Origin of the sequence: Methylobacterium sp. SyP6R, assembly GCF_019216885.1 — a bacterium.
Classification (GTDB): domain Bacteria; phylum Pseudomonadota; class Alphaproteobacteria; order Rhizobiales; family Beijerinckiaceae; genus Methylobacterium.
In genome coordinates, this window is the sequence record NZ_JAAQRC020000001.1 from 5900102 (window position 1) to 5923922 (window position 23821).

Consider the following 23821-nt stretch of genomic DNA (forward strand, 5'->3'; position numbering starts at 1 on the left):
ATGGCGAACGAGATGGGCACCCCGGCCTTCGCGGCGATCCTGGACACGATCCGGTACGCCATAAGTGCCGCGACCACGCCGCCGGTGAGGGTGACCGGAGCGGGTGCCCTCCCGTCGATCTACCCGGTCAGCGACCTCGCGGCGGCCTCGGTCGCGGCGGCGGGGCTGGCGCTGGCCGACCTCGTGGAGGCCCGCTTCGGCCGGCGACCGGACGTGACGGTCGACCGACGCCTCGCGGCGTTCTGGTTCGCCCGCTCCCTCCACCCCCGAGGATGGGATCTGCCGCCGCCCTGGGATCCGGTGGCCGGCGATTACCGCACGGTCGACGGCTGGATCCGGCTCCACACCAACGCGCCGCACCACCGCGACGCGGCCCTCTCGGTGCTCGACGCCCCGATCGAGCGGGAGGCCGTGGCGGCGGCGGTCGCGCGCTGGCGGGCGGACGACCTCGAAGGTGCCGTGGTGGCGGCCGGCGGCTGCGCCGCCGCGATGCGCTCGCCCGAGGCCTGGGGCCTCCACCCGCAGGGGGCGGCGGTGGCGCTGGAGCCGCTGGTCGCGTGGGAGATCGGCGAGACCGGGCCGGACGGCCTTGCGGCGGCGCGGGCGGACAGGCCGCTGGCGGGCTTGCGGGTCCTCGACCTGACGCGGATCCTGGCCGGCCCCGTCGCCACCCGCGTCCTCGCCGGATTCGGCGCGACGGTCCTGCGCCTCGACCCGCCGGGCTGGGAGGAGCCCAGCCTGGTGCCGGAGACGACCCTCGGCAAGGCCTGCGCCCGGCTCGACCTGAAGGAGCCGGCCGGGCGGGCGCGATTCGAGGACTTGCTCGCCGCGGCTGACGTCCTGGTCCACGGCTACCGGCCGGACGCGCTGGTTCGCCTCGGGCTCGACGCGGCCACCCGGGCCCGCCTGCGCCCTGGCCTCGTCGATGTCGGCCTCGACGCCTATGGCTGGACCGGCCCATGGCGGGGGCGCCGCGGCTTCGACAGCCTGGTCCAGATGAGCTGCGGCCTCGCCGAGGCCGGGATGGTCCGCGCCGGCGCCGACAGGCCGGTGCCGCTGCCGGTCCAGGCCCTCGACCACGCCACCGGCATGCTGATGGCCGCCGCCGTGCTGCATGGCCTGACCCGGCGCCTGACGACCGGGCGCGGCGCGACGGCGCGCCTCTCGCTCGCCCGCACCGCCGCCCTCCTCGCCGCAGCGCCCTCGCCCCTGCCCGAGGACGCGCCCGCCGCCCCGAACCAGGCGGATTTCGCCGCGGCGCCGGAACCGACCGGCTGGGGTCCCGCCCTGCGCCTGCACCCGCCGCTTGCCCTGACCGGCGTGGCGATGCGGTGGGACCGGCCCGCCGGCCCCCTCGGTGCCGCCGCACCGGCCTGGTGAGGAACGGGGTCATACGCTTTCCGATTGATCGCTTCGCGATGCGGAAAGCGGCTTCGCTCAGGCGTGTGAAGCCTACGGCTTCACCGCGCGGGCTGATGATACGAAATCCGGAAGTGATCTTCCGGATTTCGTATCAGTTCGTCACCGGCTTCGCGGTCCCTTGCGGATGAAACATATGGCAGAGTGGACTTGCCGTCGGCGGAGAGATCGGTTCGTCTTTGGTGTGCCAGACCCCGCGTATCAGTTGGATCCGGGCTCCTCTTCAGTCCCCTCGCTTGCGTCACGGGCCGGTCCTCGGGCCAGCCCCGGAGCGCGTCATTTAGATTTGATCTCACGGGAGCCTGCGCCGGCGGCCTGACGGCAAGGAGATCGTGATGAAGGTCCTCTACCCCCGCTGCGCCGCCCTCGATGTTCACAAGGACACCGTCGTCGCAGCCATCCGCCGGGCCGAGAGCAGCGAGGTTCAGCGTGAGGTGCGGACGTTTGCCACCACCACGCCCGCCCTGCTCGACCTCTCCGCCTGGCTCGACGAGCACGCCTGCACCCATGTCGCCATGGAGGCGACCGGCATCTACTGGCGCCCGGTCTGGCAGGTCCTCGACGCCGACAGCCGCACCCTGATCCTGGCCAATGCCGCCCATGTCAAGAACGTGCCCGGCCGCAAGACCGACGTCGCCGACGCGGTCTGGCTCTCCGACCTGCTCGCCCACGGCCTGATCCGCGCCAGCTTCGTGCCCGAGGCCCAGACCCAGGCGATGCGCGACCTGCTGCGCACCCGCAAGCAACTGGTCCGCGAGCAGGCCAGCCACGTCCAGCGCATCCAGAAGACCCTCGAGGAGGCCAACCTCAAGCTCGCCTCGGTGCTCACCGACATCATGGGCCAGTCCGGTCGCGCCGTGCTCGACGCGCTGGTCAAGGGCGAGCGCGATCCGGCTGGGCTGCAGGCGCTGGTCAGCCCGCGGGTGAAGGCGGCGCCCGAGGCGATCCGGGCCGCGCTCACGGGCCGGATCGGGGATCACCACCGTTTCCTGCTCGGTGTGCATCTACGCCAGTACGACGGGTTGGGGCGAGCGATCGCGGAGATCGACGCGCAGGTGGAGCGCGACCTCGGCCCTTTCCGGGAAGCGGTGAAGCTGCTGGTGACGATCCCGGGCATCAGTGACCTCACCGCGCAGGTGATCCTCTCCGAGATCGGCCCCGACATGAGCCGCTTCCCGACCGCCGGCCATCTGATCTCCTGGGCCGGGCTGTGCCCGAGAAACGACGAGAGCGCGGGCAAGCGGCGCTCGACGCGACTGCGCAAGGGCGCGCCCTGGCTCAAGACGGCCTTGGTGCAGGCCGCCTGGGCCGGAGTGCGCAAGAAGGCGAGCTACATCAGGGCGCAGTTCCAGCGCTTGCGCGGCCGGCGCGGCCCCAAGAAGGCGATCTGCGCGGTCGCCGCTTCGATGTTGACCGCGATCTATCACATGCTCAAGGCCGGCACGGCTTACGTCGATCCCGGGCCTGATCACGGCCGCAAGGCGGCCCCGACCATCCGCGCCAAGGCGCTCGTGCGGCAGATCGAGCGCCTTGGATTTGCGTGCGAAATCAAACCCGTAGAGCCAGTTTCTATTTAGTCGGCGGAAAGTGGGCCGGGCTCATCCGCGGGAGAGCCTGAGCAGGCTCCCATTGGCAGGCCACACGGTCCACGACGCAGAAGGTTTGGCGGTGCGGAAGCGACGGCTCCGCGGGGGAGGTTCATGCGCAGGGCCGTCGCATCTGCTCAGGCTCGCCGCCCCGTCGACCCCCGGGCGATCAGCCGCCCGCTCAGCACCACCTTGCGCACCGGTTGGCCCGGATTCTTCAGCCGGTCGAACAAGAGCCCCATCGCCTGGGCGCCGATCTCGGCGACCGGCTGCTCGATCACCGTCAGGCCGGGCTCGACCAGCTCGGTCCAGGGCTCGTTGTCGAAGCCCGCGAGCGCGATCCCGCCGGGCCAGGCGATGCCGGCCGCGCGGGCCGCCCGCACCGCGCCCATCAGGATCAGCCCGTTCGAGACGACCAGCGCCTCGGGCCGCGACGGCTCGGCGAGCCAGCGCGTCACCTCTCCTTGCGCCGGCTCGGCATCGGGCGGCACGTTGCGCATCTGCGGCTCCAGCCCGTGCCGGCGCATCGCCGCGAGGTAGCCGTCGCGGCGCTCCTCGGCGGTCGAGCTGGTGGAACCGAACAGGCCGGCGATGCGGGAATAGCCCTGCTCCACCAGGTGGTCGACCAAGGCGGCGCCGGCCGCCACGTTGTCGAGCACCACCCCGTCATGGCCGCCGGGCGGACCGGTGCGGTCGATCAGCACCAGGGGGAACGGGAAGTCTTCCGGCCGTAGCCGCTCGGCGGTGCGGCGGGTCGGCGCGAAGACGACGCCGGTGACCCGCTCCTCCTGCATCAGCCGCAGGTACAGGGCCTCGCGCTCGGCATCCTCGCCGGTGTTGCACAGGATCAGCCGCATCCCGGCCTGGTAGGCCGCATCCTCCACCGCCCGGCTCACCGCGGTGAAGAACGGATTGCGGATATCGGCGACGATGAGCCCGATCGTCTGGGCGGATTGCGAGCGCAGGCGGCGGGCGGACAGGTTCGGCCGGTAGCCGGTCGCCCGCACCGCCGCCTCGACTTGCTCGCGCAGGGCGTCGCTGACCGGGCCCTTGCCCAGGGCCCGCGACACGGTCGCGGTGGAAACGCCCGCCGCGCGGGCGACGTCACGGATACCGACGGTCATCGCCTCGTAAACGTTTTCAGGATCGCTGCCTCCTGTTGTGGCAGGCATGGCCGCTGCGTGCAAGTCCTGACACCACCGCCGGGTGCCATGCCCTCCCCTGAGCCGATTGACATGGCTCGTGAAAACGTTTTCATAAGCGACAAGGAAAACTCGATCGCCTCCTGGGAGGAAGCCCGCCATGCTCGCGCCGACACCGCCGCTGACGCCGCGCGTCCTGATCCGCACCGCCGCCGCGCCGTCGACCAAGGAGGCGGCGATCCGCGAGGCGGCCCAGCTCCTCGTCGCCGCCGGCTGCATCGACCCGGCCTACGAGGCCAGCATGCTGCGCCGCGAGGGCGTCGCGAACACCTATCTCGGCCACGGCGTGGTGATCCCGCACGGCATGGTCGACGACCGGGCGCTAGTGCGCGAGAGCGGGCTCGCCGTGCTCCAGGTGCCGGACGGCGTCGCCTGGCACGACGGCCAGGACGCCCATCTGGTGGTGGCGATCGCCGCGCAATCCGACACCCACATCACGATCCTGCGCCGCCTGACCCGCCTGATCCAGGACGAGGCCCGGCTCGAGCGCCTGCGCATCACGGGCGATCCGGCCGAGATCGCCGCGGCGCTCTCCGAGGATACCGCGGTCTCGGGCAGCGCCGGCCCCGCCGCCGACCTGGGCCAGAGCTTCGCCTGGACCGTCGACTACCCGACCGGCCTGCATGCCCGTCCGGCCTCGGCCTGGGTCGAGGCGGCCCGGGCCAGCCCCGCCCGGATCCAGGTCCGCCACGGCGCCGAGGTGGCGGATGCCAAGAACCTGATCGCGCTGCTCCAGCTCGGCCTGCGGGCCGGCGACGAGGCGGTGATCTCGGCCGATGGCGACGACGCCCCGGCGGCTTTGGCCCGGCTCAAGGCCGTGGTCACCGGCCTCTCGGCCGGCGAGAAGGCGGCGGCGGCTCGCGCCGCGGAAGCCGCCGCGAAGGACGCCGCCCCGGTGGCGGGCTGGAACCCGGCCGATCCGTGCCAGGTGATCCCCGGTATCGGCGCGAGCCCCGGCCTCGCGATCGGGCCGATCCACGTCCTCGGCCCCACCGAGGTCGCGGTGCCGGACGAGCCCGAGCCGCTGACGAGCGGCGGCGACCGGCTGCACGCCGCGCTGGAGAGCACGGCGGCGCAGCTCAAGGCGCTCGCCGACGATACCGGCCGGCGCCTCGGCCAAACCGATGCCGGGATCTTCAAGGCGCAAGCCGACCTCATCGCCGACACCGACCTGATCACCCTCGCCTGCCAGCTGATGGTCGAGGGCCACGGCGTCGCCTTCGCCTGGCACCGGGCGGTGGAGCGGATGGCCGGCCAGCTCTCGGCTCTCGGCAACCCGGTTCTCGCCGCCCGGGCGGCGGATCTGCGCGATGTCGGCCGCCGGGTGCTGGCGCAGATCGATCCCGCGCTCCAGGCCGGCCACGCCCTGCCGGACCGGCCCTGCATCCTGCTCAGCCCCGATCTCGCGCCCTCCGACACCGCCGGGCTCGACCCCGCCCGGGTGCTCGGGCTCGCCACCGCGCAAGGCGGGCCGACCTCCCACACGGCGATCCTCGCGCGGACGCTGGGCATCCCCTCGGTGGTGGCGGGTGGCCCCGGCCTGCTCGCCCTCCCCGCCGGCAGGACGGCGATCCTCGACGGCACGACCGGGCGGCTCTACGTCGATCCGAGCGAGCGTGATCTCGCCTCGGCGCAAGCGTGGCGCGACGCCTTACGGGCGACGCAGGAGGCGGAGGCGCGCGAGCGCGGCCTGCCGGCCCGCACCCGCGACGGGCACGACCTCGCCGTCGGCGCCAACGTCAACACGCCCGACCAGGTGCCCTTCGCCCTGTCGCAGGGCGCCGAGGGCGTCGGACTGATGCGCACCGAGTTCCTGTTCCTGGAGCGCGGCGACACCCCGGACGAGGACGACCAGTACGCCACCTACCGAGCGATGCTGGAGGCGCTCCAGGGCCGCCCGCTGATCGTGCGCGCCCTCGATATCGGCGGCGACAAGCAGGTGCCCCACCTCGCCCTGCCGAAGGAGGAGAACCCGTTCCTCGGCGTGCGCGGCGCCCGCCTGCTGCTGCGCCGGCCCGACCTGATGGAGCCGCAGCTGCGCGCCCTCTACCGCGCCGCGAAGGATTGCGTGCCGGCCGACGCGCCGAGGGGCAAGGACGCGCCGCTCTCGATCATGTTCCCGATGATCACCTCGGTGCCCGAGGTGCTGGCCCTGCGCGAGGCCTGCGAGCGGATCCGGACCGAGATCGGCGCACCGAGCGTGCCGCTCGGCATCATGATCGAGGTGCCGGCCGCGGCGATCCAGGCCGACGCGCTGGCGGCCCATTGCGACTTCTTCTCGATCGGCACCAACGACCTGACGCAATACGCGCTCGCCATCGATCGCCAGAACACCGAGCTGGCTCGGCAAGCCGATTCGCTCCACCCGGCGGTCCTGCGCCTGGTACGGATGACCTGCGAGGGGGCAGGCAAGCACGGCCGCTTCGTCGGGGTCTGCGGCGGCATCGCCGGCGATCCGTTCGGGGCGGGGCTGCTCGCGGGCCTCGGCGTCCACGAACTCTCGATGACGCCGCGCGACCTGCCGGCCGTGAAGGCGCGCCTGCGCGCCGCCTCGCTCGCCGAGCTGAAGGCGCTCGCCGACGAGGCCTGCGCCCAGCCCGACGCGGCGTCGGTGCGGGCCCTCGACCGGGAGGCGCGGTCGTGACCCGCGTCCTCACCCTCACCCTCAACCCGGCGATCGACCGGACCGTCACCCTCGACCGGCTCACGCCGGGCGAGGTCCACCGCGCCCGCGCGGTGCGGGACGATGCCGGCGGCAAGGGCATCAACGTGGCGAGCTGCCTCGCCGATTGGGGCGTGCCCGTCACGGCGGCCGGCGTGCTCGGCGCCGGCAACGCCGCCGCCTTCGAGGCGCTGTTTGCCGCCAAGGGCATCGAAGATCGCTGCGTCGGCGTGGCGGGCGAGACCCGCATCAATCTGAAGCTCGTCGATCCCGCCGGCACCACCGACGTGAACCTGCCGGGCCTGACCCTGGACCCCGCGACCCTGCGGGCGGTCCGCGCCGTGCTGGCCGAGGCTGCCGGCCCTGACACCCTGGCGGTGCTCGCCGGCAGCCTGCCGGCGGGGGCCGAGACCGGCCTCTACGCCGAGCTGACCGCAGAGCTGAAGGCGCGAGGCGCCCGGGTGCTGCTCGACGCCTCCGGGCCGCCGCTCGCCGCGGCGCTGGCGGCCGGGACCCTGCCCGATGGGGTCAAGCCGAACCGGCACGAGCTGGAGGAATGGGCCGGCCGGCCGCTGCCCACCCTCGCCGACGTGGTCGAGGCGGCGCGCGGCCTCGTGCGGCGCGGCATTCCCCTGGTGGCGGTCTCGCTCGGGGCCGAGGGCGCGGTGTTCGTGCGTGAGCGGGAGGCCCTGCACGCGCTCGCTCCGGCGATCGAGGTCGCGAGCACCGTCGGGGCCGGCGACGCCCTGGTGGCGGGGCTCGTGGCCGGGCTCGTGGCCGATCTGAGCCTTGCCGATACCGCCCGCCTGGCGCTGGCCTTCGCGGCCGGCAAGCTGACCCGGGCCGGGGCCCACCTGCCGGGGCGCGAGGCAGTCGAGGCGATCGCCAGGGCGATCGAGGTACGCGTCCTGACAGCGTAAAACAAACAAGGACCATCCCACACACGACCTCATCCTGAGGTGCGAACGGAGTGAGCCTCGAAGGAGGGCTCCAGTTCGCTCGGAGATGACTGGAACCCTCCTTCGAGGCTCGTTTCACTCGCACCTCAGGATGAGGTCGTGTGTGGGACGATCTGAACAGCGATCCAATCCCGCGAAGCCCGAATTCAGCCGGCACCCACAATACCCCAGGAGGAACACCCCATGACCCACTTGGTGGCCGTCGTCGGAGGCGGCGATCTCAGCACCCATGCGGTGCTGGCGGCCGAGGCCCTGCGCCGGGCGGCGGGGCGGCGCAACCAGCGGCTGGACCTCGAACTGCGCGGCCGCGGCGCGACCGGCGCGCCCTTGAGCGAGGGCGCGATCCGGGACGCCGACGCGGTGCTCCTCGTCGGCACCGGCGATCTCGGCGAGGGCCGCTTCGGGGCCTTGCACCGTGCCAAGGTCGCGATCGAGGACGTGCTCGCCGACGTCGACGGGGTGATCGACCGGGCGCTCCCCGGCAAGGGGCTCGGGCAGAAGGTTTCCGGGACCGCCCCCGAGACGGGGGGGCGCAAGCGCATCGTCGCCATCACCTCCTGCCCGACGGGCATCGCCCACACCTTCATGGCGGCCGAAGGCATCCAGGCCGCCGCCCAGGCGCTCGGCCACGCCGTGCGGGTCGAGACGCAGGGCTCGGTCGGCGCTCGTGACGCGCTGACTCCGGAAGAGATCGCGGCGGCCGACATCGTGCTCATCGCCGCCGATACCGGGGTCGACCGCTCGCGCTTTTTCGGCAAGCGGGTCTACGCCACCACCACCAAGGCGGCGATCCGCGACGGCAAGGGCCTGATCGCCACCGCCCTCAAGGACGCCGAATTGCAGGGCGCCGCGGCCGCCGAATCCGATGCCGCACGCCCGGCCGCCGCCGAGACGAAGGCCGGCGCCTACAAGCACCTGATGACCGGCGTGTCGTTCATGCTGCCCTTCGTGGTGGCGGGCGGCCTCCTGATCGCGCTCGCCTTCGCGTTCGGGGGCATCGACGCGATGTCGGCGGCCAACAAGGGCAGCTTGGGCTACGCGCTCGGCGAGATCGGCGCCAAGGCGGCCTTCGCGCTGATCGTGCCCGCGCTCGCCGGATATATCGCCTTCTCGATCGCCGACCGGCCCGGCATCGCGCCGGGCATGATCGGCGGCATGCTGGCGGCCAACCTCAATGCGGGCTTCCTCGGCGGCATCGTGGCGGGCTTCATCGCCGGCTACACCGTCTCGTTCCTCAGCCGCTCCATCCGCCTGCCGAAGAACCTCGAGGGCTTGAAGCCCGTCCTGATCCTGCCGCTGATCGGCACGCTCGTGACCGGCCTCCTGATGGTCTACGTCGTCGGCTTGCCGGTGGCGGCACTCCTCGCGGCGCTCACCGGCTGGCTCAAGGGCATGCAGGGCGCGAGCGCGCTGCTGCTCGGTCTCATCCTCGGCGGCATGATGGCGGTCGACATGGGCGGACCGATCAACAAGGCGGCCTATGCCTCCTCCGCGGCGCTCATCTCCTCGGGCATCTACACCCCGATGGCCGCGGTGATGCTCGCCGGCATGACCCCGCCGCTCGGCATCGCGCTGGCCACCCGGCTCTTCCCGGGCCGGTTCAGCGCGCAGGAGCGCGAGGCCGGCACCGCCGCGGCGGTTCTGGGCGCCGCCTTCATCACCGAGGGCGCCATTCCCTTCGCGGCCGCCGATCCCCTGCGGGTGATCCCGGCCCTGGTGGCGGGCTCGGCGGTGGCGGGCGCGATCTCGATGACTCTCGGGGTGGAACTCCGCGTCCCCCATGGCGGCCTGTTCGTGCTGCCGATCCCGAACGCCATCACCCCGGTGCTGGGCGCCGTGGCGGCGCTGGCCGCCGGCACGGCGATCACCGCCGTGCTGGTCGGCGTGTCGAAGAAGCGGACGGCCTGAACGGCCGTCTCCCTCCACGGCCGCTCAGCTCGTCGTCACGAGGAGAGGGACGGCCCTGGACGGTCGTCTCGTAGCGGCGACGATGCGGGCGGGGGTGATCGAACGAGGCCGCGGCGCGGCCTCACGCCGTTTCCCCGACCGTCAGCCGCGTCACCACGGGCGCGCTCATCGAGACCGACGGCATCTCGGCGCAGAGGCTCACGCTGAAGCTCTCCGGCGTCCAGTCCGGAAGCCGCAGCTCGGCCGGGATGCGGGGATTCAGCTCCTCGAGGACGCCGTCGAGGGCGTCGGCGACGAAATCGTTGAGGACCTTCCCGGCCAGGTAGCCCGTGCCCAGGAGGACGAGGGCGCCCCCGACCGGGCCGAGGGCGAGCGCGCCGACCAGCGCGAGACCCACGGTCTCGCCGGCCCAGGCCGCCGCGACGCCGAGACCGAGCCGGGCGGCCCCGACCGCGACGGTCCGCGTCGGATCCCAGGCCTCGCTCGCATCCTGCGCGATCAGCACCACCGTCAAGGCCAGCTGGGCCGGGCGGACGACGCCCTGCAGCGTCTTCACGGCCGTGCCGAACGTGCCGGCCTTCCCCGACCGGTCGATCACCTGCTTGAGGACGTCGATCTTCTCGCCGTCGGTCATCGCCTCGTACGGGCGACCGTTGCTCACCTCGGCCACGAAGCGCGCGAGATCCTTGCGCTTGACCACCGGCGACAGGAAGGACTTGCCGATCTTGCCGACCTGCCGGTTGATCTCGGCCGTCCTGCCGGCATTGTGCCAGAAGGCCATCTCGCGGGTGATCTCGCGCATCGCGATCGCCTCGACCGCGAGGCTCGTGATCGCCTCGACATCCTTGCCCTGATGCTGGACCCGATCGAGGAAGAACGTCGCGTTCTCGCGGATCGCCTGGATGTATTCCCGCCTCGCCTGGAAGTTCGAGATGCCCCCGACCGCGGAGCGGAGGCTCCCCTTGGCGTAGCGCAGGACGTCGTCCGCGATGGCCCGCGACGGGGCGGACGACCCCGTGTCGCGCCGGCCGTCGAGGTCTCTCAGGAGGCCGAACGCCTCGCTCGCCCCCTCGTCGATCTGTCGCCCCACGCGCAGGCAATCGCCGGGCGCGAGATGGCCGCTCAGCAGCAGAACCCGCTCGCGATCCCGGGTGATGCCGACCAGCAGGCGGAGGTCGGGCTCGGGCGAGGCCGTCACGCTCATGGGGGCGCCTATCATGGGGGCGCCTATTGCAGGGTATCGGAGCGGCCGATGATGATGTCGGTCACGGGACTCGTCCCGGCCGCCGTCAGCACCACCGCCGCGTAATCGTGCTCGACCTCGTATTGCCGTTCGCCGGCCTTGCCGGTGCGTTCGGCCCGCGCGGTCGCCTTGCCGCCATTGGTCAGGTCGCGCATGATGCCGAGATTGGTCTCGCCGTCGTAATGCCCGGGCTTGCGGATCTCGGTGAAGACCGTGTTCTTGTGACTCGACGAGAACGGCCCATCCCAGAACGGGACGTCCCAGCCGCAGAAGATGTCGGTCGGGACCTGTTCGGTCCGGTACACGAGGCCGCCGGCGACGCCTTGGAGCGACTTCGCGTGGACGACGAGGGCGACGGACCATTGCCCGTTCTCGATCACCAGATCGAGCGGATACTTCCAGACCTTGCCGTACCAATGCACGTCGGAGCGCAGGAACAGCCGTCCGCCCGAGGCATTGAACACGCGCAGCAGGGTGGATGCGCCGGACTTGTATTCGTCCTTCATCCCGTTGACGACCTTCATGACCTCGAAGTCGGTCGAGGCCCGCTGCTCCAGGGCGTAGGAGGACAGGAGCGTCGCGGTCGCTGCCGCATCGCGAGTGCGCGCATCGGTCTTCAACGTGGCGGAGGTTACGGCCGGGCCGAGGATCATGTGTCGTCTCCCAATTGATCGATTATGGATCAGACAAAAGGATATTGCGTCTTTGTCGTGTACAGCCCATCGACCACGATGGTATCACCGAGGTATCCACGCGTGATCGCCGCCACCCGGCCGTCCTGAGAGATCGCCCTCGGCTGCGGTTTGGCCGGGACCTCGCCCTGTCTCGCCATCGCGACCGCGCATTCGCCGGCGGGGCACAGCCAATGCGTGATCAGACCCGAATCTCCGCCGCGGTATGCGATCACCAACTTGCCGAAAACGACACCGCTGGGGGAATGAATACCCTTGGCGATGACGACGCTCCACTGGCCGGGATCGATGATGTAGTCGGGTGGATACTTCGCGATCGACGCCTCCCCCGTATAGCTGTCGCGGTGAAGCCAGAGCCGCTCGTCGCTGGCATTATAGAGGCGGAACGCGATCGCACCGTCGCCCAGCTCGCCGAGCATGGCATTGACGTGGCGCATCAATTCGAGGTCGCGCAGGCCGCGCCGTTCGAGAGCGATCTTCGCCAGGTCGTCGTTCGTGATCGTCTCGGCGTCGGCATATCGCGGATCGAGCTTGACCTGTTCTCGAACCAGGGGCGTTGCGAACAACATCGATCGACCTCATCGTATAAATTACAAACTATTCAACCATGCGACGCCATCACCTGCGCCGACCCGTTTCTAAGATCGAGAGATTTCGAAATAATTACGAACGGAAGACCAACAAAATTTTGCTATTTTCATATTTGTGCAATGAAAGGAGGTGCGGGCGCGGACGACTTCGGGTATCGGTAGGAATGAAATCTTCACCGGGCGTTGCACCTTCGCCCCCCACGGCGCCGTGAGCCGGGCCGGGTTCGGCCCGGCGCACCGGGAGACGGCGGAGCGCCGGGGCGGCGACCGTTTCGTGAAGCCGGCTTCGTCTCGGATCGTCGCCGTACAGGGATCGACGACAGCCGCCCCCCGGGTGCCGTTCCCGGTCCGCCGGACGCGCGCCACCGCCGACACCAGGGCGGTGTTCGGGTTGGCGGGCACGCCCTACGCCGTGCCGCGCGCCCCCCGGGCAGGAACGGCGGGAGAACGAGGAGCCGATCCTGCGGGCCTCGTGGGGCGCCTACTCCACCCCGGCCGGGGGCTTCAGCGTCGCGCCGATGCGCGAGGAGACGATCACCGCCTGAGTGCGGCTCTCGACACCGAGCTTCTGCAGGATCGCCGAGACGTGGGCTTTGACGGTCGCCTCCGAGACGCCGAGCTCGTAGGCGATCTGCTTGTTGAGCAGGCCTTCCGAGAGCATCATCAGCACCCGCACCTGCTGCGGCGTCAGGGTGCCGAGGCGGCGCATCAGGTCGGCCGTCTCCTTGTCCTCGGAGGCCGACAATTCGATGTCGGGCGGCGACCAGTGGCCGCCGGCGAGCACCTGGCCGATCGCTTCGCCGATGCGGTCGACCTCGAGGGATTTCGGGATGAAGCCGGCGGCGCCGAAATCGAGGGCGCGGCGGATCACCACCGGGTCCTCGTTGGCCGAGACGATCACCACGGGGATCGCCGGGTGCTGCGCCCGCAGATAGATCAGGCCGGAGAAGCCCTGCACCCCCGGCATCGTCAGATCGAGGAGCACGAGGTCGATCTCGGGCTCGTCATCGAGGATCCTGGTCAGCGGTTCGAGCCCGCTCGCCTCGAGGATCCGGGCGCCGGGCAGGATCGCCGTCACGGCGCCGCGCAGGGCACCGCGAAAGAGCGGGTGGTCGTCCGCGACGACGATGGTGGTCTCGGAACCCAACGCACTCCCCGCCACGGCACGCGCGCTCCTTGGCGCCTCTCGGCCTACTTCTTTTGTCTCTATAGCTTTTTTTGGCGGGCTTGAAACCGGAGGCTGTGCGTTCTCCACGCCGGCAACGCGGCCGGCGGAGTGCTTAGGACGGGACGGCGGCGGGGCGGGCCCCGCCGAATGCCGCGTACCGGGATCAGTCGAGCGCGCCGGTGAGGGCGGCCGCGGCCGGCTCGACATAGCCCCGCGCGATGAGTTCGGGCTGGGGCGCGGTCCGCCGACGAGCGGCCGGGACCGGCTGCGGCGTCGTGGTCAGCTCCGCCTGGGGCCGCACGGCCGCGGTGTCGCGGGCCATCTCGCGCATGATGGGCGGGAAGACGGTGACGGCAGCGGAACGATCCTGCGCATTCGCCGGCCAAGCGCTGAGGGCGAGGAGAGAAATTGCAAAATACTTCATGGCTGATCTCACTGCGATGCAGGTCAAATCGATGCTTTCTATTAAATAATCATAAAATCTTTTGCACCGCAACATGAAATATAAGACATGGGGATCGGCCGATTTCGATTGTCGATAACGGCGGGCGGTCGATGATTTTAGCGGTTTCTGGCGTCGATACGGCATAGAAGACGCACCACGAACTTCAGATCATCGATCGATCAGTGGGCACTCTTGCGAGTATCGTCGCGCGGATCGTGTGCATCGCACACAGGATTGTGCGGGACAGGAAGAGGCCGACCACGTGCGGTCGACCCGCCGTCGCGGGACATGCACAGGGGAAAGACGTGGCGGCGGCGGATTCGACCGAGCGGGCTGACACCGGCGCGGGACACGATCCGGGCGGTCCCCGCACCGCTCGCGCCGACCGCACGGGAGCGGTCGGCGAGGATGCGATATTTCCCGGTCGGTGCCGGGCCCCGACGCGGCGCAGCGGCGCATCCGCGAACCGGATGCGTCATACGCTTTCCGATTGATCGCTTCGCGATGCGGAAAGCGACTTCGCTCAGGCGCCGCGCGGGCTGATGATACGAAATCCGGAAGTGATCTTCCGGATTTCGTATCATCCGGCCCGTGACCCAACCCTCGACCGTCTTCCGCCGGTCAGGTGCCGACGAGGTGCAGCACGATCTCGCGCCGATGCGGCCGGTCGCGATGCTCGATCAGGTAGATCCCCTGCCAGGTGCCGAGCGCCAGCCCGCCCTCGACCAGCGGAATCGTCAGCGCCGCATCGGTGAGCATGGTGCGGATATGGGCCGGCATGTCGTCCGGCCCCTCGCTATCGTACCGATTGCAAAGACCAGACCACGACCGACCATAAACGGAAAATGAATCCCGCAAGTCCCTGACCTATCTGCGCTTTCCGAAAAGGGGCGTTGACGGGATGCCGTCGTTCGCGTCAGCGTTCGCGCTCGCGTCGGGCCCCGCGCCCGGCTGAGAAATCGTGGAACGCGAAGACACGCGACCATAACGAAAAGCCCCAGCTTGCCGGCTGGGGCTCTCGTTGTTGAGGCATAATAGGGGTCTGTTGCTCCCCCTACATGCCTCAGCCGCCCCCGAAGGTCAATAGACCGGCGGACGATGGTGCTTGGCCTCGCCACAGGGTAAAGGTCGAGGACTAGTGCCGAGAATAATATCGACATCGCGACCCGACGCGCGCGTTAATACGACGCTTCTGGCGGATGTCTTGAAGATTGACCCGCTCACCTCTCACTCCTTCTGCCTGCCCGTCGTCTCTGTTCTCAAGACTATCTTCGCCAGCAAGCAGGGTCCGACTCTGCATCAGGCGAAGATCGACGCGACGCGCTCGTACGAGGACTTCCAGGGCTTCGTGCGCGGATTCCAGGCCGAGATGGTCTACCCCTCCCCTCAGGCGTCGAAGGTCGAATCCTACGGCTGGACGCCGGTGGCGTTCGAGGCCGGCTACTGGACGTCGAAGTCGCGACCGGATGCCACGCCGAAATGGGGGACGTGGCGGGTCGGATCAGCCTCGACCGGCCGGATTACGCTCCTCTACGGCGACATCGACAACGATGGCGAGGGTGAGTGGGTGACGGTCGAGGACGTGGTCGAGGCCCTGACGGCGCTCGGCCTCTCGCACCTCGTCTACACCTCGTACTCCCACCTCCGGAAGGAGGCGGGCAAGCACAAGATCCGCTTCATCACCCCGATCTCGCGGCCGATGAGCTACGACGAAGCCCGCCAGATCGCGCTCGTGTTCCATGAGGTGTTCCGGCGGCAGGCGGACCTCTCAATCTACGATCCCGGCGACTTCCTGTACGGGCCTCCTCACGGCGGGGTGATCACGGCGTGGACGGAGGGTCTGAGCCTCGACGTTGATGGGGCGCTGGGCCTCTACGAATCTCTCGACGGCGACACCAAGGCGCTCATCCACCCCACGAGCGCCGCGCCGGCCCGCCCCCTCACCCCGGAGGAGGCGAAGGCCGCTCTCGAAGCATCGCGCGACGCCTCAATCCGCCAGGACATCTCGATTCGTAATCCGGCGGTGTTCAACCCGCGCTGGTTCTCGGACCTCTACGGGCTTTCCAAAGGAGGATCGCACAGCCAGACCCTCCTCTCCGTCCTCACGAAAGTTTACGTGAAGACCAATTACTCGCTCTCGTTCGGAGAGTTGCGCTCTATCCAGCGGGAGTTGGACGCTGAGTGGGGCTTTTATTGTGATAGCAAGTACGGGAAAGCTAAAATGGAACGCGACGTGAAGAGTGTCTTGCGCTTCCGTGGCTCGCAATCGTTTAGTAATACTCACCCGAACACTTCGGATCGAGACAGGCTTGTTCAGAATAAACTTCGATCCCTCTCCAACAAGTTTTGACGGGAGGGTGGCTTGATTTGTATCAAGAAGGAATTATTGTCGTGACTGATTCTACATTCGAGTTCCGAAAGGCACTCGCTCGCATCAATGCACTTCAGAAGGGTGTCATGATCGACAAACTCGAAGTGGCCGACCTCCTCGTGCTCGCGGACGGGGCTCGCATGGCGTCCGGGGCGGATTGGGCCGACCTGTGGACGGCCCTGTGCGAGCACACCGAGGCCAGGGACTTTGAGGCCGCGCGGCAAGTGCGCAAAAGCCGCGTCACTGCCGAACTCGGCGGTTACCCCTATTACGACCACGAACTGATCCCGCTGTGGCTGACGAAGCACGGCTACAGCATGACCTTCGACGGGAAGTTCGTGCGCGGTCCGCAGACGGTCGATACCGATTACGTCTGGCGCAAGCTGCGCTCGTGGAACGCGCACCCAACGATCAAGCTCTTCGACAGCGAATCGCTCAAGGGCGCACTCCTGAACTGGATGGACGAAGAACGCATCCGCCTCCTCGCGGATGCCCACGAGTTCGTGAAGTACGACGGCGAGGACGCCGACCACGCGAAACTGCGCCACTTCGTCGAGACCATCATCGCGCCCGACGAGGACCCGGTGCGGCACGAGCGCAACATCAAGGCCGCGATGATCGCGCTGCGCGCTTTCATGCATCGGGTGAAGTGCCACCTCGCGGCTGCCGCCGGAATCTCGCACCCCAAGGGCCAGTTGTGGTGGCAGCACAAGAGCCACCTCATGCCGATCTTCTACGGCCCTCAGGGGGCGGGGAAGTCCACCGCCATCGATGCCCTGTGCGCATGGCTCGACGAGCGCTGCATGAAGGCCGGGGCCTCCTTCTCGATCGTGTCGCAGAACTCGGACCGCAGCCTCAACTACCAACTCTCCGTCATGCCCGTCATGGTTTTCGATGAAATGGCCGGCATCCAGAAGGCCGAGGTCGCGGACCTGAAGCGCACCATGATGGAATCGACCCAAATGATGAGGCAGGCGTACGGGATCGGCGGGTCGCGCACCCTGGTCACCACCTTCATCGGGGCGTCCAACCGGTCGATCGAGCACAACATTCAGGATTCGACGGGTAGCCGGCGCTTTTACCAGATCGAAGTGCGGCCCGTGCCCCAGCACGAGATCGTCAACTTCGATTTCCTGGCGATGTGGCGGGCCGTGGATGAGAAAGCCGTCTCGCCCCAGCACGAGAGCACCGAGGCCAAGGAACTGATGGCCCTCGCTCAGGAGGAGCAGCGCTTCACCTCGCCGGTCGAGGACTGGCTCGCTTCCGAGAGCACCACCATCACCTACGGGCGTAAGAAGCAGGCGGCGGACTGGTACAAGGAGAGCTTCAGCCATTACATGAACGAGACCGCACCCGGCCAAGCCAAACACTGGTCCGCTAAGCGCCTCGCCGAGGAACTGCGCCGGATCGCCAAGGAGCGCCCCGAGCTTGGCGTGGACGCCGAGGTCGTGCGCGGGGCGGACGGCAGCCACAAGGGGTGGCGGTTCCGCCTCAAGCGCCCGCAGGACGACTACCCGAGCCGTTCGAAGGTGGTGGACATCGTCACCCGCCGGACGGTGGAGAACGCCACCGAGTAGTGGGCCACCCGCCGAAAACCCACTCCCGAAAGCCACTCCACCCGCCGTGGAGTGGCTTTTTTGCATCAGTGCGCCTTACGCCACACACCAATCGTGGGCCAAGAATCGGTTTGGCGGGTGGGTCCGGTGGGTGCACAGTGGGTCACCCACTTTCGCTAACCCCTTCGTAACTCAGCATCTTTCTCTATTTTAATGGGTTTAGTGGGTTTCTACACAAACTTCTGGAAAAGAAGGAGAGAGGGAGAGCTATAGGAGTGTGAGTTCCCACCCACTAAACCCATTTTTTCACCCTCGCCTCCAGATCCACCACACGGCGGGTCGATCCCCCCACGCCGATCACAGATCCGGAACACGCCGAGACCCAGACCTAGGACCACGCCCTCCCTTAGGGCTGGAGATCAGCCCGCGCACTACCCAAAATGCTCCGGCCCACAACCCCGGCCCGGCGTCAGCCTGTGGCTCTCGGATGCCTTCAGCCAATGGCTGACGTCCATCTTCGGCAAGGGCAAGACGAGGTGGCGACGTGGCAGCCCGACCGGCTGAGCCAGCGCCGGTTCGTCGTCGGCGACGTGGTCCCGCAGGATAGACTCATGCTCCGCATGGAATGGGGCGGGACGTTGGGCTCACAGTCCTTCGCCACCCGGCTTCTTCGAACCCTTGCGCAGCGTCGGCCTGAACCAGTCCGACCGGACGCTGTGAGCCAGAGCCGCCGCATGGGTCAGGCAGACCATCTGACTAGATGCCCCGATTCCCATCCCCTCAGGAACCGCCCTGAGGGGATCTTCGGCTTGTGTGGACCGCTCAAGGGCCTCACGCCCCTCCTTGAAGAGAATCCGCTCACGAGTCAGGAAATCGACCCTGGCCTCAAGCTCGGTGATGTAGTCGGTCAGCGCCTCCAGTTCGATCTCGCTGATCACTCTATCCCCCCGCGCACGCACGAGCATCCGCTTCAGCCTTCATAGCGGCTTCCTTCTTGGCGAGGTCGTACAGATTCGACGGGTCGTACCAACCGAACGCCTTGCGCCGGCCGGTGCCCTTTTCCGACCGCTGATCGTGCAGGAACCGTTCGGCCGAGATCACACTACCGTTCAGCACCACGTGGCACTGCATTGGCCCCGACAACTCACGAGAGACCAAGGTAAACTGCGCCGGGTACCGCACATGCGACCGCCGATCCTCGATATGGCCCATCTTGACCCACGCCATGTCCGGATCAGCGGTCAGCCTCTCAGCCACCATGTGCATCTGAACGTAGAACGTGTGTTGACCAGCCGTCAGATAACCATCGGCCAGTTTCTCATGCGCCCACGTCAGCACCTGCTTCGGCGAGATCAACTGCACCACCCGCTTCCAGTACGGCCGATACAGATTCAGCCGACCCTCACAATACACCTCCAACATCATCGTGTGCTGAGATTTCCCCCGACCCGGATTCTCCCCGTTATCAAAAAACTGAAACTGCATGGCCTGAATCACGTCCTTGCTCGGACACGGAGGCAAAGGCCCCCTTCCCGCCTCTCCCAACTTCTTCGCCTTCTTGATTGACACGAAAACCTCACTTAGTACAATTGATATTCATAGAATACATGCGCGAACTTACGGAAGCAAATTCATTCTGATTGTTTAAGTCTCTTCTTCTAAGAAAAAGAAAACAATGTTGTATATACAATGAGAATAGACCCATTTTCGCTGGCGCTCAATGGGAGACAACGAACTTCGCGTCCGCTCAGTTCGAGACTAACGGAGTCTTCGCGTCAATGGCCTCGCATTTCCAGGTAAGCGAGATGTGCTCAGGACTCGACGATCTTACAGCTTCGCTGCTCGCTCGCCTCCCCCTCGCTCAATTCGAAATCCGAGGCCGATGCTCAGGACTCAAGGTAGAGAGCGATTCGGGCGGCGAGGATAGAGAGTGGCGGCGGCGGGGGCAGGGAGCGACCGGCGAATCAGTGCCACGAAACACCACCTGAAGTGCCCAAGCACCGGCGGTTCTGACGTTGGGGCTGATGGAGGCCGAAAACACGCGCGACATGCCGTTGGTCGTCACCGGCTCGGTACCCATGTCGATCAGGTAGACATTGAAGCCCGCGGCCTTGAACTCGTCGGCCTGCGTCAAAGCCATGAATCAGGCATGCCGTTTCGTGCCTTATTAGCCGTTTACCATTCGGAAAATTTCCGCCAACATGGGAATGTTGACATTCTAGCTCAAGCTTAGGGTTGTTGCGATGAAATCCGACCTGGGACTTCAAGGTATTGTCAATGATATTACCTCCTTAGCGAGCGATCTTGCAAACTCTGACCATGATGAGTATCGTCATAGAGATATTAGCAGAACGGCCTTTTTATCATTTCTGACCAAAGTATCCCATGTAGTAGAACAGGCGTTTCGAGAGATACTGATTATTTTCATCGAGGTGAAAATGCTCACACCAGAAACAGTTCGCCATGATCGGCTGGATAGCCTGCGGAGAGATGTAAAGAATATATTAAACAGAAGTCATTATCGAGATGCCGAGGAAATTTGTAGCCGATTGGCCCACTTACGCGAATATTATGATACACATTTTCATCGGTATTTGCAGTTAGATAGCAGATCATACGGTTTGTTAGGGCTTCTTAACGAGCGAGAGTCGCGCATCATCTATCTAATCGAATCGGCGGTGAGACAAATAGAATACAATCTTGATAATATAAATGGAAGTGATCCGTATTTGCTCCAAAGGCTGACTCGTGAGGCTTCTGATCACGTCACTTCTCTGAAAAAAGAATTGCGAATTTTAAGTGATTTCACTAATCAGGTTCTTGGATTGAGTGGACTGCCGGGACTCTTGGAGTTGATGAGCGACGGCGTAGTTCGCCCTACCATATATAATGATGATAGGTCTGTCACATTCAAAAGTTGGAGCAGAGACATGTCGAAAAATTACAATGTCGGACAGGGTGTAATTCTAGCTGATAATGCGAAAGCGCGAGATGTAAACGCGGCCCAAAATATATCATATTCGATTGACGATTTTTCCGCTTTAAAATCGGAACTTGCAAAGCTGCGAAAAGCGATGAAGGAAGCGTCTGACGACGCGGAGCATGATGCAGCGATTGGCTTCGTTGCCATAGCAGAGACTGCGGCTTCCAAAAAAGATGCGATTGGAATGTCGGAAGCATTGGGAAAAGCCGGCCGTTGGTCCTTGGATATTGCGCAAAAAATAGGCGTAAACATCGCAGCTAAAGCTATTGAGTCTTCAATGGGACTTTGAATTAGGGAAATGTATATCACATCTATGCGCGAACAATAATCGCACGCCAAGCGCGATTTAATTACCAAAAACTTTTATATATGATTTCATCGTAGAAAACTTGCACTACAGTGACAAGTGCTCGGTACCGTGTCTGGTTTGAGTATGCCTTTTGTAAACCACATGCTTGGTTGGTCTAGAAAATCGTATTGACCATCTAAAACAGACTGGTATCATATGAACCATTCAAAATGAACCGATGGGCTCTTTGATGTTCGTCCGTGCTTACCTGCGGGCCTCCACGTCCCAACAGAACGCGCTGCGTGCCAGGACTTCGCTTGAGGCGTTCGCGGGCGAACGTGGGCTCGCGGTGGCGTGTTGGTACACGGAGGTGGCGAGCGGATCGTCGCTGGCCCGGCCCGAACTGTTCCGGCTCCTTGGGGACGCGCACCCGGGCGACGTGTTGTTGGTCGAGCAAGTGGACCGGCTCTCCCGTCTCACTGCGGGAGATTGGGACAGGCTGAAGGGCGAGATCGGGACTCGCCGAATCCGCGTGGTCGCCCTGGATCTGCCTACCTCGTGGATGATGGCGACCACCAACACGGACCCCTTCACGCTACGCATGTTCGAGGCGGTCAATGGAATGATGCTGGATGTGCTCGCCGCCGTGGCGCACAAGGACTACGAGGACCGCCGCCGTAGGCAGGAGCAAGGACAGGCCAAGGCGAAGGCTGAGGGCCGCTACAAGGGTCGCCCGGAGGACATCAAGCGGAACGCCGTCATCGCCGACATGCTCGATCGTGGAATGTCATGGACGCGGATTCAGACTGGAATCGGGTGCAGCCGAGCGACGGTGGCGAAGATCGCTGCCAGGACCCGGGGCGACGCTCCGGTGTAAGTGTTGGGTCCCGGGGATTGCTCCGCCGTGACAGCGCGGGATGGAGAGCAGCCGTGCCCCTTCACCCTTTGCGGACCATCCTGCTTCTGCCGTAGATTTCAAGTTATTGTTTCGTAGCGAGCCGAGAGCCTTGCCGCTACGATCCGCTCAATCTTAAGCTGCCGACCATCGGCTGTTGCCCACACGAGGTCGCCGCCCTTGCTAGCCTCCGCATTGTGCCTGAAGACGTGGCTCCGAGCTTCAGACGTCAGAGCCTCTGTGACCACGTAGATGATATACTGCGTTCGGTGTTCCGTGCTCCTCATTTTCGCAAATTCGTTGGGCGTTAGTTCGACCACAAGGTTCCGTCCGCTCAGCCCCTTCACCTCGACCTTTAGCACAGCACCGGTCGGAGCCGTAACGTTCAAATCCCATCCGACGCCATCCTTCTCGACGGACTCGACGACCTGGGAGCCGCCTGCTCTTGACCGATAGTAGGCGGTGGCATGCCGAACCGCAGCAAGCTCGATCCGCTTGCGCAACTCCGGATCAGTTTGGTGATTGGCTTCCTTCGATCCGGCCTTCGGCTTCTCGGCGAACCCACCATCCGCGGCGACATAGGCAGCTACTGATGAGCGGAATTCTTCTTTTCCACCGTACCACACCGGGCTCTGTCCCAAATTACCTTCTTCCTTCGTAGTAGGAATTCTGAATAAGCGTTGGTCGATGGGCAGTAGAGTAGCTTTGTCCGCCGGGGCCTCGATCTGATAGTTAACGTGAAAATTCTTACCACGCTTCAATTTGATATGGTTGTTATCTCTGAATACAGAAGCGCTCCTGTACCAGCCGACTACATACGTCTTCTTGTCGCTGGGATTCCGGGCAATCCAGACGACGGTGACCGGGGTTACGAACTCGTCGGACGATGAACCGCCCAGGTTCTTAAGATTGATTCGAGCGGAACGAGGGACGTAGCCATAGACTTTACCATCTAGAAAGGCGAAGTTAAACACCTCGTGCCCTATGTTGCCGTCCTTGAGATAACCATGGCCACCTACTGGCGTATCACTGACCGATGGGCCAGCATAGTCCTTCATCCATCCGATATTGATGAAGACCATTGGTTCTGAGGTCATGGTATTTTCCGGCCGCTGCTTGAGACGGTGCGCGGCGAATCCACGATGAAGACCGGGATCGTCGCAGATATGAAGGTGCCGACCGACGTCGCCGTGTCCGCGAAGCCGAACGCCTGGGCGATATGACCCACGCCGATGCCTAGCACCCCCAGCCCTGCCGCAGGAGGCAAGGCCCGAAGCCGAGGCTGGTGTTGACCCAGAGTGAAGAGGAACAACAGCACCACGGCAACGGCGAACCGCGTCGCGGTCAGCGTCAACGGGGGAACGGTCACGAAGCTGAGCTTCGTCACCGGGATCGACAAGCCCCACGTCAGGGCGGGCACCAGCATCGCCATGAGGCTGCGCACGGACTCCCCGCGCGACACGAAGAGGGCAACACGGGGCCGCTCGATCGAAAGCGCATCGTATGTCATGCGATCCCCGCTTCCGCGGTCCGGCGGATAAGCTTGAGCGCCTCGGTCCGCACAAGCAATATGCTGGCGAGTGCGGCGATGAAGGCGGGCAGGAGACCGAGGGGCACCAGCAGCAGGCCAAGGACGAAGAAGAACGTGGCGAAGCCGTCGAGGGCAAATACTATACCGCGCAGCGCCTGCGTCGCCATGACGGACCCACGCATCCGGCGGGCGAAGATCGCCAAGATCGCGCCGAACACCGGGAGGCTGGCAGATACGCCCGCCGTCTTCGCCGCGACGATTGCGGCGGCGGCGGTGAGGGGCAGGACCAGGGTCGTTGCGACCGTCATTCGTGCGAGAAGAT

Annotated in this window: 21 protein-coding genes and 1 pseudogene; 9 read left to right on the top strand and 13 right to left on the bottom strand. The window is 66.0% G+C overall.

Annotated elements, in window-relative coordinates; all coding sequences use genetic code 11:
• Positions 1-1380, top strand: a complete 1380-nt coding sequence (locus tag HBB12_RS27110; RefSeq protein ID WP_236992202.1) for a CoA transferase — start codon at positions 1-3, stop codon at positions 1378-1380.
• 374 nt (positions 1381-1754) lie between these two features.
• Positions 1755-2996: an IS110 family RNA-guided transposase gene (locus HBB12_RS27115; RefSeq protein WP_236991350.1), complete on the top strand. Its 1242-nt coding sequence runs from the start codon at positions 1755-1757 to the stop codon at positions 2994-2996.
• A 146-nt stretch (positions 2997-3142) separates the two neighbouring features.
• Here HBB12_RS27115 and HBB12_RS27120 read toward each other — a convergent pair whose 3' ends face one another.
• Positions 3143-4129, bottom strand: coding sequence for a LacI family DNA-binding transcriptional regulator (locus tag HBB12_RS27120; RefSeq protein WP_236992203.1), 987 nt, complete (start codon positions 4127-4129; stop codon positions 3143-3145).
• Between the two features lie 178 nt (positions 4130-4307).
• Here HBB12_RS27120 and ptsP point away from each other — a divergent pair, with 178 nt between their 5' ends.
• From ptsP to HBB12_RS27135, 3 genes are all read left to right on the top strand, one after another.
• Positions 4308-6851 (top strand): phosphoenolpyruvate--protein phosphotransferase, encoded by a 2544-nt coding sequence (ptsP, locus tag HBB12_RS27125; protein ID WP_236992204.1) that lies wholly within the window; start codon positions 4308-4310, stop codon positions 6849-6851.
• Positions 6848-7789 carry a 1-phosphofructokinase gene (gene pfkB / locus HBB12_RS27130; RefSeq protein ID WP_236992205.1) on the top strand — a complete coding sequence of 314 codons (942 nt, stop codon included), beginning with the start codon at positions 6848-6850 and terminating at the stop codon, positions 7787-7789. The genes ptsP and pfkB overlap by 4 nt, the downstream gene beginning before the upstream one ends.
• A 222-nt stretch (positions 7790-8011) precedes the next feature.
• On the top strand, positions 8012-9736 hold the full coding sequence (locus HBB12_RS27135; RefSeq protein WP_236992206.1) for a PTS fructose transporter subunit IIC: 1725 nt from the start codon (positions 8012-8014) through the stop codon (positions 9734-9736).
• A 121-nt stretch (positions 9737-9857) separates the two neighbouring features.
• On the opposite strand, the gene HBB12_RS27140 is transcribed toward HBB12_RS27135, so the two are convergent.
• The 6 genes and pseudogenes from HBB12_RS27140 to HBB12_RS27165 form a co-directional block, all read right to left on the bottom strand.
• Complete coding sequence (locus tag HBB12_RS27140) at positions 9858-10940, bottom strand: hypothetical protein (protein ID WP_236992207.1); 1083 nt, start codon at positions 10938-10940, stop codon at positions 9858-9860.
• Positions 10941-10963: 23 nt separating this feature from the next.
• The gene (locus HBB12_RS27145) at positions 10964-11632 is read right to left on the bottom strand and encodes a hypothetical protein (RefSeq protein ID WP_236992208.1); all 669 of its coding nucleotides are present in this window, start codon (positions 11630-11632) and stop codon (positions 10964-10966) included.
• A 29-nt stretch (positions 11633-11661) separates the two neighbouring features.
• Positions 11662-12240 carry a hypothetical protein gene (locus HBB12_RS27150; protein ID WP_236992209.1) on the bottom strand — a complete coding sequence of 193 codons (579 nt, stop codon included), beginning with the start codon at positions 12238-12240 and terminating at the stop codon, positions 11662-11664.
• Between the two features lie 502 nt (positions 12241-12742).
• Positions 12743-13408 carry a response regulator gene (locus HBB12_RS27155; RefSeq protein WP_236992914.1) on the bottom strand — a complete coding sequence of 222 codons (666 nt, stop codon included), beginning with the start codon at positions 13406-13408 and terminating at the stop codon, positions 12743-12745.
• A gap of 184 nt (positions 13409-13592) precedes the next feature.
• Entirely contained in the window at positions 13593-13853 is a 261-nt protein-coding gene (locus tag HBB12_RS27160) for a hypothetical protein (RefSeq protein WP_236992210.1), read from the bottom strand.
• A 642-nt stretch (positions 13854-14495) separates the two neighbouring features.
• Positions 14496-14669 (bottom strand): annotated as a pseudogene (locus HBB12_RS27165) (YjbQ family protein); the annotation flags it as partial.
• Between the two features lie 409 nt (positions 14670-15078).
• Here HBB12_RS27165 and HBB12_RS27170 point away from each other — a divergent pair.
• Both HBB12_RS27170 and HBB12_RS27175 read left to right on the top strand, forming a co-directional pair.
• Positions 15079-16224 carry a hypothetical protein gene (locus HBB12_RS27170; protein ID WP_236992211.1) on the top strand — a complete coding sequence of 382 codons (1146 nt, stop codon included), beginning with the start codon at positions 15079-15081 and terminating at the stop codon, positions 16222-16224.
• 107 nt (positions 16225-16331) lie between these two features.
• Positions 16332-17822 (top strand): VapE domain-containing protein, encoded by a 1491-nt coding sequence (locus tag HBB12_RS27175; RefSeq protein ID WP_236992212.1) that lies wholly within the window; start codon positions 16332-16334, stop codon positions 17820-17822.
• A gap of 623 nt (positions 17823-18445) precedes the next feature.
• Here HBB12_RS27175 and HBB12_RS27180 read toward each other — a convergent pair.
• From HBB12_RS27180 to HBB12_RS27190, 3 genes are all read right to left on the bottom strand, one after another.
• Positions 18446-18739: a hypothetical protein gene (locus HBB12_RS27180; RefSeq protein WP_236992213.1), complete on the bottom strand. Its 294-nt coding sequence runs from the start codon at positions 18737-18739 to the stop codon at positions 18446-18448.
• A gap of 1 nt (position 18740) precedes the next feature.
• On the bottom strand, positions 18741-19298 hold the full coding sequence (locus tag HBB12_RS27185) for a hypothetical protein (protein WP_236992214.1): 558 nt from the start codon (positions 19296-19298) through the stop codon (positions 18741-18743).
• Between the two features lie 364 nt (positions 19299-19662).
• Positions 19663-19941, bottom strand: a complete 279-nt coding sequence (locus tag HBB12_RS27190; protein ID WP_236992215.1) for a hypothetical protein — start codon at positions 19939-19941, stop codon at positions 19663-19665.
• 103 nt (positions 19942-20044) lie between these two features.
• Between HBB12_RS27190 and HBB12_RS27195 the strand changes: the two genes are divergently transcribed.
• Both HBB12_RS27195 and HBB12_RS27200 read left to right on the top strand, forming a co-directional pair.
• The gene (locus HBB12_RS27195; protein WP_236992216.1) at positions 20045-21073 is read left to right on the top strand and encodes a hypothetical protein; all 1029 of its coding nucleotides are present in this window, start codon (positions 20045-20047) and stop codon (positions 21071-21073) included.
• A gap of 250 nt (positions 21074-21323) precedes the next feature.
• Positions 21324-21950, top strand: a complete 627-nt coding sequence (locus tag HBB12_RS27200) for a recombinase family protein (protein WP_236992217.1) — start codon at positions 21324-21326, stop codon at positions 21948-21950.
• 98 nt (positions 21951-22048) lie between these two features.
• On the opposite strand, the gene HBB12_RS27205 is transcribed toward HBB12_RS27200, so the two are convergent.
• From HBB12_RS27205 to HBB12_RS27215, 3 genes are read right to left on the bottom strand one after another with little or no spacing between them, the layout of a single operon-like run.
• A complete protein-coding gene (locus tag HBB12_RS27205; protein WP_236992218.1) occupies positions 22049-23065 on the bottom strand; it encodes a protein NO VEIN domain-containing protein in 1017 nt (338 codons plus the stop codon).
• A complete protein-coding gene (locus HBB12_RS27210) occupies positions 23062-23478 on the bottom strand; it encodes an EamA family transporter (protein ID WP_236992219.1) in 417 nt (138 codons plus the stop codon). Before HBB12_RS27210 ends, HBB12_RS27205 begins: the two co-directional genes overlap by 4 nt.
• Positions 23475-23807 carry a hypothetical protein gene (locus HBB12_RS27215; RefSeq protein ID WP_236992220.1) on the bottom strand — a complete coding sequence of 111 codons (333 nt, stop codon included), beginning with the start codon at positions 23805-23807 and terminating at the stop codon, positions 23475-23477. Before HBB12_RS27215 ends, HBB12_RS27210 begins: the two co-directional genes overlap by 4 nt.
• Positions 23808-23821: the final 14 nt, after the last annotated feature.

Excerpts from the sequence above, each read along its gene's own strand:
- HBB12_RS27110 (WP_236992202.1), top strand. The coding sequence starts at position 1 with ATGGCGAACGAGATGGGCACCCCGGCCTTCGCGGCGATCCTGGACACG.
- HBB12_RS27115 (WP_236991350.1), top strand. The coding sequence starts at position 1,755 with ATGAAGGTCCTCTACCCCCGCTGCGCCGCCCTCGATGTTCACAAGGAC.
- HBB12_RS27120 (WP_236992203.1), bottom strand. The coding sequence starts at position 4,129 with ATGACCGTCGGTATCCGTGACGTCGCCCGCGCGGCGGGCGTTTCCACC.
- ptsP (WP_236992204.1), top strand. The coding sequence starts at position 4,308 with ATGCTCGCGCCGACACCGCCGCTGACGCCGCGCGTCCTGATCCGCACC.
- HBB12_RS27135 (WP_236992206.1), top strand. The coding sequence starts at position 8,012 with ATGACCCACTTGGTGGCCGTCGTCGGAGGCGGCGATCTCAGCACCCAT.
- HBB12_RS27140 (WP_236992207.1), bottom strand. The coding sequence starts at position 10,940 with ATGAGCGTGACGGCCTCGCCCGAGCCCGACCTCCGCCTGCTGGTCGGC.
- HBB12_RS27145 (WP_236992208.1), bottom strand. The coding sequence starts at position 11,632 with ATGATCCTCGGCCCGGCCGTAACCTCCGCCACGTTGAAGACCGATGCG.
- HBB12_RS27150 (WP_236992209.1), bottom strand. The coding sequence starts at position 12,240 with ATGTTGTTCGCAACGCCCCTGGTTCGAGAACAGGTCAAGCTCGATCCG.
- HBB12_RS27160 (WP_236992210.1), bottom strand. The coding sequence starts at position 13,853 with ATGAAGTATTTTGCAATTTCTCTCCTCGCCCTCAGCGCTTGGCCGGCG.
- HBB12_RS27175 (WP_236992212.1), top strand. The coding sequence starts at position 16,332 with ATGATCGACAAACTCGAAGTGGCCGACCTCCTCGTGCTCGCGGACGGG.
- HBB12_RS27190 (WP_236992215.1), bottom strand. The coding sequence starts at position 19,941 with ATGGCTTTGACGCAGGCCGACGAGTTCAAGGCCGCGGGCTTCAATGTC.
- HBB12_RS27195 (WP_236992216.1), top strand. The coding sequence starts at position 20,045 with ATGAAATCCGACCTGGGACTTCAAGGTATTGTCAATGATATTACCTCC.
- HBB12_RS27200 (WP_236992217.1), top strand. The coding sequence starts at position 21,324 with ATGTTCGTCCGTGCTTACCTGCGGGCCTCCACGTCCCAACAGAACGCG.
- HBB12_RS27205 (WP_236992218.1), bottom strand. The coding sequence starts at position 23,065 with ATGACCTCAGAACCAATGGTCTTCATCAATATCGGATGGATGAAGGAC.
- HBB12_RS27210 (WP_236992219.1), bottom strand. The coding sequence starts at position 23,478 with ATGACATACGATGCGCTTTCGATCGAGCGGCCCCGTGTTGCCCTCTTC.
- HBB12_RS27215 (WP_236992220.1), bottom strand. The coding sequence starts at position 23,807 with ATGACGGTCGCAACGACCCTGGTCCTGCCCCTCACCGCCGCCGCCGCA.